Origin of the sequence: Streptomyces sp. DSM 40750 (assembly GCF_024612035.1) — a bacterium.
In the GTDB taxonomy this organism is placed as follows: Bacteria; Actinomycetota; Actinomycetes; order Streptomycetales; family Streptomycetaceae; genus Streptomyces.
Genome location: NZ_CP102513.1, coordinates 9828925 through 9846215, shown reverse-complemented (window position 1 = coordinate 9846215; position 17291 = coordinate 9828925). Strand labels below are relative to the sequence as shown.

10 protein-coding genes are annotated in these 17291 nt (G+C 70.5%); 5 read left to right on the top strand and 5 right to left on the bottom strand.

Annotated features, from left to right (window positions below):
• Positions 1-173 precede the first annotated feature (173 nt).
• From JIX55_RS43100 to JIX55_RS43085, 4 genes are all read left to right on the top strand, one after another.
• On the top strand, positions 174-1901 hold the full coding sequence (locus tag JIX55_RS43100; protein WP_257568641.1) for a SulP family inorganic anion transporter: 1728 nt from the start codon (positions 174-176) through the stop codon (positions 1899-1901).
• A gap of 128 nt (positions 1902-2029) precedes the next feature.
• Positions 2030-3004 (top strand): GNAT family N-acetyltransferase, encoded by a 975-nt coding sequence (locus JIX55_RS43095; protein ID WP_257568640.1) that lies wholly within the window; start codon positions 2030-2032, stop codon positions 3002-3004.
• 313 nt (positions 3005-3317) lie between these two features.
• Positions 3318-8480 carry a family 43 glycosylhydrolase gene (locus JIX55_RS43090; protein ID WP_257568639.1) on the top strand — a complete coding sequence of 1721 codons (5163 nt, stop codon included), beginning with the start codon at positions 3318-3320 and terminating at the stop codon, positions 8478-8480.
• A 161-nt stretch (positions 8481-8641) separates the two neighbouring features.
• Complete coding sequence (locus tag JIX55_RS43085) at positions 8642-9649, top strand: LLM class flavin-dependent oxidoreductase (RefSeq protein ID WP_257568638.1); 1008 nt, start codon at positions 8642-8644, stop codon at positions 9647-9649.
• On the opposite strand, the gene JIX55_RS43080 is transcribed toward JIX55_RS43085, so the two are convergent.
• On the bottom strand, positions 9642-10547 hold the full coding sequence (locus tag JIX55_RS43080) for a lysophospholipid acyltransferase family protein (protein WP_257568637.1): 906 nt from the start codon (positions 10545-10547) through the stop codon (positions 9642-9644). The genes JIX55_RS43085 and JIX55_RS43080 overlap by 8 nt on opposite strands.
• A 4-nt stretch (positions 10548-10551) precedes the next feature.
• Positions 10552-11322 carry a GNAT family N-acetyltransferase gene (locus JIX55_RS43075; RefSeq protein ID WP_257568636.1) on the bottom strand — a complete coding sequence of 257 codons (771 nt, stop codon included), beginning with the start codon at positions 11320-11322 and terminating at the stop codon, positions 10552-10554.
• A 293-nt stretch (positions 11323-11615) separates the two neighbouring features.
• Between JIX55_RS43075 and JIX55_RS43070 the strand changes: the two genes are divergently transcribed.
• Positions 11616-13634 carry a hypothetical protein gene (locus tag JIX55_RS43070; protein WP_257568635.1) on the top strand — a complete coding sequence of 673 codons (2019 nt, stop codon included), beginning with the start codon at positions 11616-11618 and terminating at the stop codon, positions 13632-13634.
• 192 nt (positions 13635-13826) lie between these two features.
• On the opposite strand, the gene JIX55_RS43065 is transcribed toward JIX55_RS43070, so the two are convergent.
• From JIX55_RS43065 to JIX55_RS43055, 3 genes are read right to left on the bottom strand one after another with little or no spacing between them, the layout of a single operon-like run.
• Positions 13827-14576: a succinate dehydrogenase/fumarate reductase iron-sulfur subunit gene (locus JIX55_RS43065; protein ID WP_257568634.1), complete on the bottom strand. Its 750-nt coding sequence runs from the start codon at positions 14574-14576 to the stop codon at positions 13827-13829.
• Positions 14573-16531: a fumarate reductase/succinate dehydrogenase flavoprotein subunit gene (locus JIX55_RS43060; RefSeq protein ID WP_257568633.1), complete on the bottom strand. Its 1959-nt coding sequence runs from the start codon at positions 16529-16531 to the stop codon at positions 14573-14575. Before JIX55_RS43060 ends, JIX55_RS43065 begins: the two co-directional genes overlap by 4 nt.
• Before the next feature lie 2 nt (positions 16532-16533).
• On the bottom strand, positions 16534-17241 hold the full coding sequence (locus JIX55_RS43055) for a succinate dehydrogenase (protein WP_257568632.1): 708 nt from the start codon (positions 17239-17241) through the stop codon (positions 16534-16536).
• Positions 17242-17291 lie beyond the last annotated feature (50 nt).

The window sequence follows — 17291 nt, the reverse complement described above, 5'->3', positions numbered from 1 at the left end:
AGTCGTGCCGCTGGGGCGGCACGGGTGGGCGCAGCGGCACCCGGCCAGCGCCGGTGAGCGAAACCCCGCCCCCGCCCAGCCGCAGCCGGGCACCTCTCGACCAGGCACCAGTCACCCCGTCGCGCTTCCCCCTCCCCCGGTGGATCATGAGATCACCGGCCGAAGGGAGACGCATGACCGACCTCTCGGCCGAGCGCGCGGCGACATGGCGCCGCCTCCTCCCCGGCCTCGACAGGCTTCTCGGCTACCGCCGGTCATGGCTGCGGGGCGACCTGATCGCCGGCGCGACCGTGGCGGCGTATCTCGTCCCGCAGGTCATGGCGTACGCGGTCGTCGCCGGGCTGCCACCGGTCGTCGGCCTGTGGTCGATGCTCCCCGCGCTCGCCCTGTACCCCCTCCTCGGATCCTCCCGCCTGCTGTCGATCGGCCCGGAGTCGACGGCCGCCCTGATGACGGCGGCGGTGATCGGCCCGCTCGCCGAGGGCGACCCACGCCAGTACGCCGTCCTCGCCGCCGTCCTCGCGATCGCCGTCGGCCTGCTCTGCCTGCTCGCCTGGGCCGTACGCCTCGGGTTCGTCGCCGACCTGCTCTCCCGCCCGGTCCTGATCGGCTACCTGGCCGGCCTGGCGCTCATCATGGTCATGGACCAGCTGCCGAAGCTCTCGGGTGTGAAGACGTCCGGCTCGGACTTCTTCCCGAAGCTGTGGTCCTTCCTCCGGCACCTCGGGGACGCCCACGCGGCCACCGTCGTGTTCTCGGCGTTCGCGATCGCGCTCCTCTTCCTCGTCCCCCGCTTCTCCCGCTCCCTCCCCGGCCCCCTCCTCGCCGTCGTCCTCGGCACCACGGCCGTGGTCGTGTCCGACCTCGACGACCGGTACGGCATCGACGTGATCGGCGAGGTCCCGTCCGGCCTGCCGGGCTTCGCCGTGCCGGACCTGGCCGAACTGCCGTCCCTCCTGCTGCCCGCCCTGGGTGTCCTGCTCGTCGGCTACACGGACGTCGTCCTCACCGCACGGGCGTTCGCCGACCCCGCCGACAAGGGACCGGGGTTCGACCCGAACCAGGAGTTCCTGGCACTGGGCGCCGCCAACCTGGGCGGGGGCGTGCTGCACGGCATGCCGGTCAGCAGCAGCGCCAGCCGTACCGCGCTCGCCTCCTCGGCGGGCGCCCACAGCCAGGCGTACGCGCTCGTCTCGGGCTTGGCGGTCCTCGCCGTCCTGCTCTTCCTCGGCTCGCTGCTGACCCGCACCCCGTCGGCCGTGCTGGGCGCGATCGTCGTCTACGCCGCCGCCCGGATGGTCGACCTGGCCGGCTTCCGCCGGCTGGCGGGCTTCCGCCGCCGGGAACTGCTCCTCGCGGTCGGCTGCCTGGCCGGCGTGCTCGCCTGGGGCATCCTGTACGGCGTCCTGGTGGCCGTCGGCCTGTCGGTGGTCGAGCTGCTGACCCGGGTGGCCCGCCCGCACGACGCCGTGGAGGGACTGGTGCCGGGTGTGGCCGGCATGCACGACGTCGACGACTACCCCGAGGCCCGGACCATCCCCGGGCTCCTCGTCTACCGCTACGACTCCCCGCTCTTCTTCGCCAACGCGGAGGACTTCCGCCGCCGAGCCCTCGCCGCGGTGGACGAACAGGAGGAACACGGGGAGAGGGTGCGCTGGTTCCTGCTCAACACCGAAGCCAACGTCGAGGTCGACATCACCGCCCTCGACGCCGTCGACGAGCTCCGCCGCGAACTGACCCGCCGCGACATCGTCTTCGCCCTCGCCCGTGTGAAGCACGACCTGCTCGACGAGTTGAAGGCATACGGGCTCGCGAAGTCGGTCGGCGACGAGCTGATCTTCCCGACGCTCCCGACGGCCGTGGCGGCGTACCGGCAGTGGTGCCGCGACCGCGACCAGTGAAACCGCGGTGGCCAAGCCGACGGCCCCAGGCCCACTGTCCCTCCCCGCCCCGCCCCCTCCTCCTCTCCTCCCCTCCCTCCCCGAAAATCCCGTTGCGGTCCCAGCGGCCCTCACCCGACAGTGACCCCATGACGACGACACCCACCACCGCCTTACCGCCCGGCCTGACCGTACGCCCGGCGACGCTCGACGACGCGGAAGCGGTGTGCGGGCTGCTCAACGAGATCGATCTGCTGGAGATCGGCCGCGCCGGGACCGAACTGGGCGGGGTGCAGGCCGACCTGAAGCATCCCGAGGTGGACCTGGAGCGTGACTCCTGGCTGCTGTTCGACGGGGACCGGCTGGTGGCGTACGGGCTGCAGTGGGACGAGTCCGGCGGCGAGCGCATCGACATGGACCACTACACGCTGCCCGACCAACCGCTCGGCGCGCTGCACCTGTTCGACCTCATGGAGGCCCGGGCCGCGGAGCGGGCGGCGGCCAACGGGGCGGACCGGGCCGTCGTGCACATGCACCTCAACATCGCGCCCACGATGGACCTCGACGCGTTGCGCGGGCGGGGCTGGCGCACGGTCCGCCGCTACAACGTCATGGCCCGCCCCCTGCCCCCCGCCGAGCCGCCGCCGACGTCCCCGCCCGGCGTCACCCTGCGCTCCTGTGCCGCCGAGCCGGACCGCAGGCAGGCCCACGCCCTGCTCCAGGCGACCTTCGCCGACCACTTCGACTTCCAGCCGCGTACGTACGAGCAGTGGCTGGACGACATCGACGCCGAGCACGTCGACTGGTCGCTGATCTGGATCGCGCACGTCGACGGTCTCGGTGACGCGGCGGTCCTGCGGTCCCGCAACGACCGTTCCGACATGGCCTGGATCGCCGGCATCGGCGTCCTGCGCGAGGCCCGCGGCCGGGGCCTCGGCAGTCTGCTGCTCCGCCACGCCTTCGGTCACTACGCGGCCCTGGGCCGCGACCGCATCGGCCTCGGCGTCGACACCGACAACAGCAGCGGCGCCCTCGCCCTGTACGAACGGCACGGCATGAAGCTGGACTTCGCCGTCGACACCTGGGAGCTGATACGCCCCGTGGAGAGCATCCCGAGCGAGTGACCCGCGCGAGTGACCGCGCGAGTGACTCGGGCTGCAGGACTCGGGAGGGCGGCCCAGGCGGCTCGTCCACGCCGCGTCAAGTCGATAGGTAACCCCCGTTCCCACTGGGAACGGGGGTTCTGTGTTCGACTGGTCGGACATTGTTCGAAACCCCTTGACGCCTCACCACACGCCGATTGACACTCTCGCAACACGACGTCACATGGCCGAAACAGCGGGACGCCCAGGGCGAGGGCCCCGCCCCCTTTCGGCCCGCTCCCCCATGCCTCCCCCACCCCTTTCCTCAGCCGTGCTCTCAGCAGGGATACTCGACATGACGCACATCGCACGTCTGCGCGGCCGCGCGAGACGCTGGGCGGGTCCGCTCGCCGGACTGACCGCCGCGTCACTGCTCCTGGGCCTCGCCGGGCCCGCCGCACCGGCCGCCGCGGACAGCGCCGACATCACCGACGGTCTGGCCCTCTGGTACAAGCTCGACGCCGCCTCCGGCACCACGGTCGCCGACGCCTCCGGCAACGGCCGGGACGGCACGGTGAACGGCACGGCAGGCTGGACGGGCAACGGCCAGGGCCTCGCCTTCAACGGTTCGGACACCTACGTCAAGGTGCCGAACGACGTCATGAAGGGCATGGACTCGATCAGCGTCTCCATGGACGTGCTGATGGACGAGTCGCAGACCACCCCGTATTTCCTCTACGGCTTCGGCAACACCAGCAGCGGCACGGGCAACGGCTACCTCTTCGCCACCGGCAACTCGCTGCGCACCGCCATCGCGTCCGGCAACTGGTCGACCGAGCAGAACACCCGGCCCTCCGACTCGCACAACCTGACCCGCTCGGTGTGGAAGCAGCTCACCTACACCCAGACCGGCAACACGGCCGTGCTGTACGAGGACGGCGTGGAGGTCGGCCGCAACACGTCGGTCACCATCACCCCGGGTTCCATCGGCTCGGGCACCACGACCGCCAATCACATAGGCAAGTCGGTCTACACCAGCGACAAGCTCTTCAAGGGCAAAGTCCGTGACTTCCGGGTCTACAACCGCGCGCTCGCCGGCTCCGAGGTCGAGCAGCTCTCGCTCCCCGTGGCCACGCAGGGCGTCGCCGACGACAAGGCCGCCCTCACCCTGGGCGACACCAGCGGTGTGACCGCCGATCTGGACCTGCCGAAGACCGGTACGGCCGGCGGCTCGTCCATCAGCTGGAAGAGTGACAACACGGACGTGGTCGCGGACTCCGGCGCGGTGACCCGCCCCGCCGCCGGTGAACCCGACGGCCGCGCCACGCTCACGGCGACCCTGAAGAAGGGCACCGTCACCGAAACCAAGACCTTCGAGGTCACGGTCCTGCCCACCTTCGACGACGCGACCGCCGTCAAGCAGGCCGCCGAGGCACTGACCGTGCACAACCTCGACGACGTACGCGGCAACCTCACGCTCCCCGCGGACGGCGACTTCGGCACGAAGGTCTCCTGGTCCTCCGCGAACGCGGGCGTCGTGGCCGACGACGGCGTGGTCCACCGCCCGGCGCACGGCGACGGCGCCACGACCGTCGAGCTGACCGCGACCGTCACCAAGGGCGACGCGAAGACCACCCGCGCGTTCACGGCCAAGGTGCCCGAGCTGCCCGCGAAACAGGCCTACCAGGGCTACATGTTCAGCTACTTCACCGGCGAGGGCACCTCGGACGGCGAGCAGCTGTACGCGGCCCTCAGCAAGGGCAACGACCCGTTGAAGTGGCGGGAGTTGAACGACGGCAAGCCCGTCCTGACCTCCACGCTCGGGGAGAAGGGCCTGCGCGACCCGTTCATCATCCGCTCCCCCGAGGGCGACAAGTTCTACCAGATCGCCACCGACCTGAGGATCTACGGCAACGGCGACTGGGACGCCTCCCAGCGCACCGGCAGCAAGTCCATCATGGTCTGGGAGTCCACCGACCTGGTGAACTGGACCGACCAGCGCCTGGTCAAGGTCTCCCCCGACTCGGCCGGCAACACCTGGGCCCCGGAGGCCTACTACGACGAGAAGCTCGGCGAGTACGTCGTGTTCTGGGCGTCGAAGCTGTACGACAACGAGGCCCACTCCGGCGACACGTACAACCGCATGATGTACGCGACGACCCGTGACTTCCACACCTTCAGTGAGCCCAAGGTCTGGGTCGACCGCGGCTACTCGGTGATCGACTCCACGGTCATCCAGCACGACGGCACGTACTTCCGCCTCTCCAAGGACGAGCGGAACAACACCTCCTCCACGCCCAACAGCAAGTTCATCTTCGAGGAGAAGAGCGACACGCTGCGGAACCTCTCCTGGGACCCGGTCGCCGAGGGCATCGGCAAGGGCGAGATGAGCGCCGCCGAGGGGCCGCTGGTGTTCAAGTCGAACACCGAGGAGAAGTGGTACGCGTTCCTGGACGAGTTCGGGGGGCGCGGCTACATCCCCTTCGAGACGACGGACCTGGCCTCCGGCGTCTGGACCCCGTCCAGCGACTACGACCTGCCGTCCAAGCCCCGGCACGGCACCGTGCTCCCGGTCACCCAGGCCGAGTACGACCGCCTGCTGAAGACCTACCAGCCGGACCAGATCGTCACGAGCGCCGAGGACGTCAAGGTCGAGACGCGCATCGGTGACGCCCCGGTCCTGCCCGCCACCGTCATCGCCGAGTACGCGGACGGCGCGAAGCGGCCCGTCGCCGTCACCTGGGAGGACGTGGCCGAGTCGCAGTACGCCCAGGCCGGCACCTTCACGGTGAAGGGCGACCTGTCCGGCGACGCGGCGATCGAGGTCAGCGCCGAGGTCACGGTCTCCGCCGAGGGCCCGGACGTCCCGGCCGACCTGCTCCTGCACTACGGCTTCGACGAGACCGGCGGCAACATCGCCCGTGACTCCAGCGGCCACGGCTACCACGGCACCTACGTCCGCACCCCCGACTTCGGGACCGGTGTCGACGGCGGCTCGTTCAAGATGTCCGGCGGCTCCAGCAGTTCGACGACCTCGCCGTATGTGAAGCTCCCGAACGGCGTGCTGAAGAACGCCGACAGCGTCACCGTCTCCACGTACGCGAAGTGGAAGGGCGGCGACAACTGGCAGTGGCTGTTCGGCCTCGGCCCGGACAGCGACAAGTACCTCTTCGCCAGCCCGTCGAACGGTTCCTCGTCGCTCTACTCGGCGATCACCGCGGCCAGTTGGGGCGCGGAGAAGAAGCTGTCGGGCCCGCGGCTCACCGTCGGCGAGTGGAAGCACGTCACCGTCACCATCGACGGAGGGTCCGGCACGGCGGTCCTCTACGTGGACGGCGTCGAGGTGTCCCGCGCCACGGACGTCGTCGTCAAGCCGTCCGACCTGTACGACGCGGACAAGGACTACAGCGGCTACATCGGCCGGTCCATGTACTCCCCCGACCCGTACTTCGGCGGTGAGGTCGACGACTTCCGGATCTACAACCGGGCCCTGACGGCCGCCGAGGTCCTGGAGCTCAGCGGCAACACCACGGGCATCGCCAAGGTGACCCACCCGGAGCTGAAGACCGACGCGATCATCGACGACGCCGGCAGCCGGATCACGCTGCCGATGAAGCCGGGCACGGATCTCACCGCGCTGGCACCGGAGTTCGGCCTCGCCCACGGCGCGGCGATCAGCCCCTCCTCCGGGAGCGTGCAGGACTTCAGTGAGCCGGTGAAGTACGAGGTCACCGGCTCGGACGGGAAGAAGCGCACCTGGACGGTGTCGGCGCGCGAACTGAAGAGCCCGGTGCTCCCCGGCCTCAACGCCGACCCGAACATCGTCCGCTTCGGTGACACCTTCTACATCTACCCGACCACCGACGGCTTCGAGGGCTGGAGCGGTACGCAGTTCAAGGCGTACTCGTCGACCGACCTGGTCAACTGGAAGGACCACGGCGTCATCCTCGACCTCGGGCCGGACGTCTCCTGGGCGGACAGCAGGGCCTGGGCGCCGGCGATGGAGGAGAGGAACGGCAAGTACTACTTCTACTTCTGCGCCGACGCGAACATCGGTGTCGCGGTCTCCGACTCGCCCACCGGCCCGTTCAAGGACGCGCTCGGCAAGCCGCTGCTCAAGGCGGGTGACTACCGGGGTCAGATGATCGACCCGGCGGTCTTCACGGACGACGACGGCCAGTCGTACCTGTACTGGGGCAACGGCCGCGCCTACGTCGTCCCGCTCAACGACGACATGGTCTCCTTCGACGCCTCGAAGGTCACCGACATCACGCCGAGCGGCTACAACGAGGGCACCTTCGTCATCAAGCGCAAGGGCACCTACTACTTCATGTGGTCGGAGAACGACACACGTGACGAGAACTACCGGGTCGCCTACGCCACCGGCTCCTCGCCCACCGGTCCCTGGACCAAGCAGGGCGTGATCCTGGAGAAGGACCTCTTGCTCGGCGTCAAGGGCCCCGGCCACCACTCGGTGGTCCACGTCCCGAACACCGACGACTGGTACATCGCCTACCACCGCTTCGCCATCCCCGGCGGTGACGGCACCCACCGCGAAACCACCATCGACAAGCTGGAGTTCGACGCCGACGGCCTGCTGAAGAAGGTCGTGCCGACGCTGGAGAGCATCGACCCGGTCACCGTCGCCCGCGCCGGGCAGGACGCCGAGGGCAAGGAGGGCGACCGGATCGAGCTCGGCGGGACCGTCTCCGGGGCGGGCAGCCCCAAGTGGACCGTCGAGAACGGAGCGCCCTGCGCCTTCGCCGACGCCACGGCCGCGAAGACCACGGTCACCTGCACGGACAACGGCACCTACACGGTGACCCTGACCGGCGGCAGGAGCAGCGACTCGGCGACCGTGAAGGTCACCAACGCGGCGCCGACGATCACGTCGGCCGCCGGCCCGACCCCGGTGTCGGTCGGCAAGCCGGCCGCGGTCACTGTTGCCTTCGGTGACCCGGGCACCGGTGACACCCACACCTGCACCGTCGACTGGAAGGACGGCACCAAGCCGGCCGCCGGCAAGGTCACCGCCGACGGGTGCGCGGCCGAGCACACCTACACCAAGGCCGGCATCCACCGGCCGGTCGTCACCGTCACCGACGACGAGGGTGCGTCCGACAGCCGCACCCTCGCCGAGCTGATCGTCTACGACCGGGCGGCGGGCCCCGCGGCCGGCGACGGCAGCTACACCTCACCGGCCGGCAGGGCGAGCTTCTCCTTCACCGCCAAGTACAACTGGTTCAGTACGGTGCCCTCCGGGAAGGCCGCGTTCGACTTCGACCGGGGCAAGCTGAAGTTCCGCTCCACCGGATCAGACTGGCTGGTGGTGACCGGCTCCAAGGCCGTGTACCAGGGAAGCGGGACGGTCAACGGGACGTCCGGCTACGCCTTCCGTATCACCGCCACCGATGGTCCGGACACCTTCCGGATCAAGATCTGGAAGAAGTCGGACGGTGAGGTGGTGTACGAGAACACCGACGCCGCGAAGACGACCGGGATCACCGTCGGCACATAAGGCCGCTGACCGCTCCGCAGCAAGTGCCACGACGGGTCCGCAGAGTGTCTGCGGGCCCGTCGTGGCTTGTCGCGCCCACGTGGCGGAGGCACACTCGCCTGGCAGGGGCGCGGGTTGTGGCCGACCGGGAATCCCCACGCCACCGAAGCGTTGAACCCCATGTGACCTCAGCGCTCTCCTCCGTCCGGTTCTCCGTTCTCGACCGGTCCCGTGTCCGCGAGGGCCAGGACGCGTCCCAAGCCCTGCGGGACACCGTGCGGCTGGCGAGGGATGTGGAGGACCTGGGCTTCCACCGGTTCTGGGTTTCGGAGCATCACGGGGTGCCCGGCGTCGCCGGCTCCGCCCCGACCGTGCTGGCGGCGGCCGTCGCGGCGGCCACGCACACCATCCGGGTGGGCACCGGCGGGGTGATGCTGCCCAACCACCGTCCGCTGGTCGTGGCCGAGCAGTTCGGCGTACTGGAGTCCCTGTTCCCGGGGCGGATCGACATGGGGCTCGGCCGTTCCGTCGGCTTCACCGACGGCGTACGCAAAGCCCTGGGCCGGGACAAGGACGCCGCCGATACCGACGACTTCGCGGGGCAGCTCGATGAGTTGCTCGGCTGGTTCCGGGGCGTGTCCCCCACCGGGGTGCACGCGCGTCCCCCGGAGGGCATGGCCGTACCCCCGTTCGTCCTCGCGATGGGCGAGGGCGCCGAGATCGCCGCGCGGGCGGGCCTGCCGATGGTGATCGGCGACCTCCGCGACCGCGACAGGATGCGGCGCGGCATCGACCGCTATCGCGCCGGGTTCCGCCCGTCCGCCTGGGCCGAGGAGCCGTACGTCGTCGTCTCCGGCACGATCGCCGTCGCCGACACCCCGGGGAACGCCCACCGCGTCCTCCTGCCGGAAGCCTGGGCCATGGCGTACTCCCGCACCCACGGCACCTTCCCGCCGCTCACCCCGGCGGAAGAGGTCGAGCGGCGGACGATGACGGCCAAGGAGCGGGGTTTCTACGAGTCCGGGCTGACCGGACACGTGTACGGCACGGAGGAGCAGGTCGCGGACGAACTGGAGTCGGTGGTCAAGGAGACGGGTGCCCAGGAGATCCTGGTCACGACGAGCACATACGACCGCGAGGCCCTGCTGGACTCCCACCGGAGGCTGGCCCGGATCGCGGGCCTCAGCTGATCCCCAGACGCGGACCGGGGCCGATCTCCGTCGCGGGCCTGGGCCGAAGCCCCGTCGTGGAGCTCGGCCGTCCTGCCCGGCAGTCGCCGCGCTCTTCCGGCGTGTGCGCGACCATGGCCTCCACGTCGATCACCGCGGTCTGCGCGGCCCCTGCCAGGGCCCGCCGGTCGAGGTGGCCGTCCGGGCCGATGACGGGCCGTACGTCCACCTCGGCGACGACTCCGCGCGCCGACACCACCCGCCACACCGACGCGAGCAGCGAGTCGTCCCCGACGTAGGCGGGCGCGGTGCTCGCGCCGCCCTCGGTGAACCGGTAGCGGACGCGCACCGGCTGCACGGGCACACCCGCGTCGAGCGCGGCCTGGAACACGGCCCGCCGGAAGCGTCCCTGCGCCCTGCCGCACCAGGTGCTCCCCTCGGGGAAGGCGACGACCGACGCACCACCGCGCAGGGCCCCGGAGATCCGGGCGACCGTCTCCGGCAGTGCGCGGATCCGGTCCCGCTCGATGAAGAGCACCCCGCTCCGCGCGACGAGAGCGCCCGCCACCGGCCACGCCCGTATGTCCGACTTGGCGAGCATCCGCGCCGGACGCACCGCGCCGAGCAGCGGTATGTCCAGCCAGGACACGTGGTTGGCGACGAGAAGCAGTCCGCCGGTGGGCGGGGCCGCGCCGGAGATCCGTACCCGGACCCCCGAGGCCCGCACGGTCCACCGGCACCACCGCCGCACGACCGCGGTCGGCATCCGCAGGCCGAGGAGGGTCACCAGGACCCCGAGGAGGACCAGGGCCACGACCGCCGCGAACCGCGCGACGGCCCGGGGCACGGCGGCGACCGACGTCCTCGCCTCCACACACGCCTGCGGGCTGCAGGGCGCGCTGGGCAGCCACACGCTCATCGGGTCACGCCGCCGGTACGAGGGAGAGGAAGTGGCGCAGGTAGCGGGCGTTGACCTGGCGCATCGACAGCAGCACGTACAGGTCGGCGACACCGAAGTCCGGGTCGTGCGCGGGCCCGCCGCAGACCCAGGCGCCGAGCCGCAGATAGCCGCGCAGCAGCGGCGGCAGTTCCATGCGGGCCGCCGGGGCCTCGTCCTTCGGGATCCAGGGCAGCAGCGGCCGTACCCGGTACTCCTCCGGCGCCAGGTGCTTGTCCCGCACCCGGTCCCAGGTCGCGGAGGCGAGCGTGCCGCCGTCGGCGAGCGGGATCGAGCAGCAGCCGGCCAGCCACTCGTGGCCGCGGTCGAGCATGTAGCGGGCGATGCCCGCCCAGATGAGGCCGATGACCGCGCCGTCCCGGTGGGCGGGGTGGACGCAGGAGCGGCCGACCTCGACGAGGCCGGGCCGGATGGCGTCGATGTTGGTGAGGTCGAACTCGCCCTCGGAGTACAGTCGTCCGGCGACGGCGGCCCGCTCGGGCGGCAGCAGCCGGTAGGTGCCGACGACCTGCCCGGTCAGCGTCTCCCGGACGAGCAGGTGGTCGCAGTACGCGTCGAACGGGTCGACGTCGAGGCCCGGCTGGGGGCCGGCCAGCAGGGCGCCCATCTCCCCGGCGAACACATCGTGCCGCAGCCGCTGAGCGGCACGGACGTCCTCCTCGCTGCGGGCCAGGGTGACGGTGTAGCGGGTGGGGGCCACGGGCTGGGGCGGGCTGTCGAGGGTGGAGGCGGTCATGGCATCTCCTGGTCACGGGCCGACTCGGCGGCGTCAGGGGCGGACCTGGGGACGTGCGGTCCGCCGCCCTAGTTCTTCCGACGCCGACTGACACTCGCGTGACCGGTTGCGAGAGCCCGGATGTGCGGAGGTTGAACGGCTCGGACCAGGTGTCCGGGGCGTCCGACTCCGTCGACGAGCGGGTGTCGTGGCGGTGACCGGCGAACGGCGGTGACCGGCCCGTTACCGGAGGCAACCTCCCGGCCCGGAAAACCGTCTCATTGACGAACTGATCGACGAACGGGAGCGTACGGGTGGCGGAGCTGTCGGCGGAGGCACTGGACGCGGCGCCGTGGGACCGGCTGGAGTCGATCGATCCGGATGTCCTGCCCAAGGAAGTGCGCGGGATGCTGCGCCGGTTGTTCCGCAAGGGGCCGGAGTCGACTGAGGACGACTGTTGGCCGCTCTTCGACCACCTGGGGACATCGGTGCACGGCGTCTCCTCGGTCGCCACGGCCGCCCTGCCGTTCGTCGTCGCGCTCGCCGCCGATCCCCGGACGGGCGCACGCGCGACCCTCGTGGAACTGCTCGCGTTCGTGTCCCAGGTGCCGGAGGAGACTTCGCCCGAGTCGATCGACCCGGGCTGGCCCGAGGCCTGGCTCCACGCCCACCGGGCGGTGCAGCCCCTGCTCGCCGACCCCGATCCGGCGGTACGCCGACAGGCCATCCCGCTGGCGGACGGCCCCGGTCGGCTCCTGGAGCGGTGGCGGACCGAGCGGGACCTCTCGGTCCGGCTGCCGGTGCTGTTCGCGCTGAGCCGTCTCGCGGCGGCCCCCGGCGCCGAGACCACGACGGTCACCGAGACCCGTGCCGTCCTGGACGGGCTGCTGGAGGACCCCGACCCCGTCCTGCGGGTCGCGGCCGTGGTGGCCTACGCGGACCTGGACAGCGAGGTGCCGGTCCACGAGTTGGAGCTGCTGGCGGAGGCGCTCACCGACCCCACCGCGCGGTCGCGTTGGGGGACCGTCTGGTACGAGCGGGACTACGAGTACCCCGGCGACCGCGAGAGTGTCGCGTACTGGACGGCCGCCCTGTTCGACGACACACCTGCCCAGCAGATGGGGTTCCTGACCCGGCTGTCGTCGGCTGTGCATCCCGGCGAGGACGCCGATCTGCTGCGGGCCGTGCTGGACCGCTGCCTCCTGCTGTTGGTCTCCCGCCGGTCCGTGGAAGCCGCGGTGCTGCCGCTCGCGGGCGGTGCGCTGCATCACCCGGACCCCTCCGTACGTGTCAGGGCGGCCCACCTCCTCGGCATACTGGGCCCCCGGGCCACGGCGTACGCCGATCAACTGGCCGGTCTGCTCGACGACTCGGGCGAGGTGGAATTCCTGGAAGGCGCCGTCAGCGAACACGCCTGCTGGGCGCTGACACGGATGGACGATCCACGGGCGCTGCCCGGCCTGGTCGACCGGCTCTGCGCACCGTTCCGCGAGCACTACAGCCGCGCCTACAGCGGTGGCGAACCCCGCCGCCCCGAGATCGTGGACGTCCTCGCCCCGCTCCGCGCCCACGCGGACACCCTCCTGCCGTCGATACGCGAGGAACTCCACCGCGATCTGACCGACCCCGACGCACACGGCGCCCTGACGTCCGACTTCCTGGCGACCCTCAAAGCCTGGGAGACGGACGCGCTGCCCGCCCTGCCGGAGATCACGGCCCACGTGACCGACCGCTTCCGCTGGCACGACGCCACCGAGGCCCTGGCAGCCATGGGCCCGGCCGCCGTCTCCGCCGCGCCCGCCCTGCGCGAGCGCATGTCCCTGGAACCTCCGAACAACCACCCGATGCTGCACTGGGCCCTCTGGCGTATCGGCGGCGCCGACCCGGCCGAGGCGCTGCGGGCCGTCGGCGAAACGCTGTCGGCCGAAGGGGAGAAGCCCGTCATCGGCATGGTCAGCTACCTCGCCGACTTCGGCGCCGAGGCCGCGCCCTACACCGACCGGGTGCGCTACGCCCTGACCGCCGGCAAGGGCTGGACCAGGACACACGCGGCGATCGCCCTGTGGTCGATCACCGGCGACCCCGGGCCCGCGCTGCCGTACCTGGAGGAGGAGATCCTGGCGTTCACAGCCGGCGGCGACTGGTACGGCACGTTCCACGACGCCCTGCGCACGCTCATCCGCTTCCGCACACTCACCCCCGCCACCGAAGCCGCCCTGCGCATCCTCCGAGACCAGGACCACCGCCTCTCGCCGTGTGCCGACTACCAGGCGGTCCTCCAGGACGAGGAACTCCGCGCCCTGATGGACGAGGCGCTGGCGATCCCGTCCTGACGGACCCCGCTTGCCAGGAAACCTTGGCGGGACCGGGGTTGAGCACCACACCCGGCCCCGCCCGTCCGCACGGTTCGGCGAACGTTCACACGTGACCGGGGCCCACCGCAGTGCGCCCCAAAGGGGCGCGGGGAGCTGCACGACCGGCCACAACAAACCCGCGGCCCGAAGACGACAGGCCAACCCATGGCGCTACCGCTTTCCGGCCTTCCGAGTAGCCCGCAGCCACTCCTTGTTCATGCCGGTGATGGACACCAGCGGAATCCCCTTGGGGCACGCCGTGGCACACTCCCCCGTCAACGTGCACCCCCCGAACCCCTCTTCATCCATCTGAGCCACCATGTCCAGCACCCGGCTCTCCCGCTCGGGCGCCCCCTGCGGCAGTACATTCAGATGGTTCACCTTGGCCGACGTGAACAGCATCGCCGCCCCGTTCGGGCACGCGGCCACACAGGCCCCGCACCCGATGCACTCCGCGTGCTCGAACGCGAAGTCCGCATCCGGTTTCGGAACGGCCGTGGCGTGCGCCTCCGGCGCGGCCCCCGTCGGCGCCGTGATGTACCCACCGGCCTGGATGATCCGGTCGAACGCCGACCGGTCCACCACCAGGTCCTTGATCACCGGAAACGCCGACGCCCTCCACGGCTCCACATCGATCGTGTCGCCGTCCGAGAAGGACCGCATGTGCAGCTGACAGGTCGTCGTCCGCTCCGGGCCGTGCGCGTCCCCGTTGATGACCAGCGAACACGCCCCGCAGATCCCCTCACGGCAGTCGTGGTCGAAGGCCACCGGGTCCTCACCACGCAGGATGAGTTCCTCGTTGAGCGTGTCGAGCATCTCCAGGAAGGACATGTCGGGCGAGATGTCGTCCACCTCGTACGTGGACATGGCGCCGTCGGCGTCGGCGGCGCGCTGCCGCCATACGCGCAGGGTGAGCTTCATGCGTAGCTCCGCTGGGTGGGATGGACGTACTCGAAGACCAGGTCTTCCTTGTGCAGCACGGGGGCCGCGCCGGTGCCCGTGAACTCCCAGGCGGCGGCGTACGAGAACTCCCCGTCCCGGCGCTCCGCCTCGCCGTCGGCCGTCTGGGACTCCTCACGGAAGTGGCCGCCGCAGGACTCGCTCCGGTGCAGCGCGTCGAGGCACATCAGCTCGGCGAGTTCGAGGTAGTCGACGATCCGGTTGGCCTTCTCCAGGGACTGGTTGAACTCCTCGCCCGTCCCCGGCACCTTGATCCGCCGCCAGAACTCCTCGCGGATCTGCGGAATCCGCTCCAGAGCCTTCCGCAAGCCGCTGTCGGTACGGGCCATGCCGCAGAACTCCCACATCAGCTCACCGACTTCGCGGTGGAAGGAGTCGGGCGTACGGTCGCCGTCGACGGCGAGCAGCAGGTTCAGCCGGTCCTCGGTCTCGGCCAACACCTCTTGCACGACGGGGTGTTCGCGGCCGATCTCCCCCTGCTTCGGATGCCGGGCGAGGTAGTCGTTGATCGTCGCCGGCAGTACGAAGTACCCGTCGGCGAGGCCCTGCATCAGCGCGGACGCGCCGAGCCGGTTGGCTCCGTGGTCGGAGAAGTTGGCCTCGCCGATCGCGAACAGGCCGGGGACGGTGGTCTGGAGGTCGTAGTCCACCCACAGCCCGCCCATCGTGTAGTGCACGGCCGGGTAGATCCGCATCGGCACCTCGTACGGATCCTCGTCGGTGATCCGCTGGTACATGTCGAAGAGGTTGCCGTACTTGGCCTCGACGGCTTTCCGCCCCATCCGCAGAATCGCGTCGGCGAAGTCCAGGTAGACGCCCTGCCCACCGGGTCCGACGCCCCGCCCCTCGTCACAGACGTTCTTCGCGGCGCGGGAAGCGATGTCGCGGGGCACGAGGTTGCCGAAGGACGGGTAGATCCGCTCCAGGTAGTAGTCGCGCTCGTCCTCGGGGATCTTGTTGGCCGGCCGGGTGTCGCCCTGGGCCTTCGGCACCCAGATCCGCCCGTCGTTGCGCAGCGACTCGCTCATCAGCGTCAGCTTGGACTGATGGTCGCCGGTGCGCGGAATGCACGTCGGATGGATCTGTGTGAAGCACGGATTGGCGAACAGCGCGCCCCGTCGATGCGCCCGCCACACGGCGGTCGCGTTCGAGTTCATGGCGTTGGTCGAGAGGTAGAAGACATTGCCGTACCCGCCGCTCGCCAGCACCACGGCATCGGCGAAGTACGTGTCGATCTTCCCGGTGATCAGATCCCGTGCCACGATGCCGCGTGCCCGCCCGTCGATCACGATCAGGTCGAGCATCTCGGTCCGCGGATGCATCTCCACGTTCCCGGCCGCGATCTGCCGCGACAGCGCCTGGTACGCGCCGAGCAGCAGCTGCTGCCCCGTCTGGCCGCGGGCGTAGAAGGTCCGCGAGACCTGAACGCCGCCGAAGGAGCGGGTGTCGAGCAGACCGCCGTACTCCCGCGCGAAGGGCACACCCTGCGCCACGCACTGGTCGATGATCTCCACCGAGATCTGGGCGAGCCGATGCACATTCGACTCACGCGCCCGGAAGTCGCCGCCCTTGACGGTGTCGTAGAACAGCCGGTGTACGGAGTCGCCGTCGTTGCGGTAGTTCTTCGCGGCGTTGATGCCGCCCTGCGCGGCGATGGAGTGGGCGCGGCGCGGGGAGTCCTGGTAGCAGAACTGGACGACGTGGTAGCCCTGTTCGGCGAGCGTGGCACCGGCCGAGCCGCCGGCGAGGCCCGTGCCGACGACGATGACGGTGTGCTTGCGGCGGTTGGCGGGGTTGACCAGCTTGGCCTCGAAGCGGCGCCTGTCCCAGCGCTCCTTGATCGGGCCCTCGGGCGCCTTGCCGTCGACGACCGGTTCGCCGGTCACATAGTCCGCGTACTCGGAGGACGTAGTCATGTTCAGCTCACCACTCCGGTCATGACGGCGACGGGTACGGAGACGAAGCCCACGGTCAGTACCAGTGCGAGGACATTCGCCGTGGTCTTCAGGGCGCGGTCACGGGTGCGGCTGCCGGCGCCGAGGGTCTGGGCGGCGCTCCAGAAGCCGTGCCGGATGTGCAGGCCGAGGGCGAGCATCGCGACGATGTAGACGGTGTTGCCGTACCAGGTGGAGAAGGTGTCGATCACGTTCTGGTACGGGTGGCCGGCCTCGAAGCCGTTCGGGTGGACGGTGCCGGTCGTCAGGTCGAGGATGTGCCAGACGATGAACAGGCCGAGGATGATGCCGCCCCAGCGCATGGTGCGGGTGGCGTAGCTCGCCCGGCGCCTCTTGTGGACGTACTTGTGCGGCCGGGCCTTGATGTCGCGGCGGCTGAGCTGGTAGGCGGCGGTGGCGTGGGCGACGACCGCGGCGGCGAGCACCACGCGGACGATCCACAGGGCCCATTCGTAGTGCAGGAAGGGCTCGCCGAGGGTGCGCAGCCAGTGCGCGTAGCCGTTGAACTCGTCCGAGCCGAAGAAGATCTTGAGGTTGCCGAGCATATGGACGACCAGGTACGCCAGCATGATCAGTCCGCTGACGGCCATCACCGTCTTCTTGCCGACGGAGCTGTCCCACACCGTGCGTGCCATGGACGGTTTTCGTTCCGTCCGCGTTGCCAGAGCCATGGAACAAGACGCTAGGACCGCGAGCCCCCATCGGTCCAAGACATGAAACA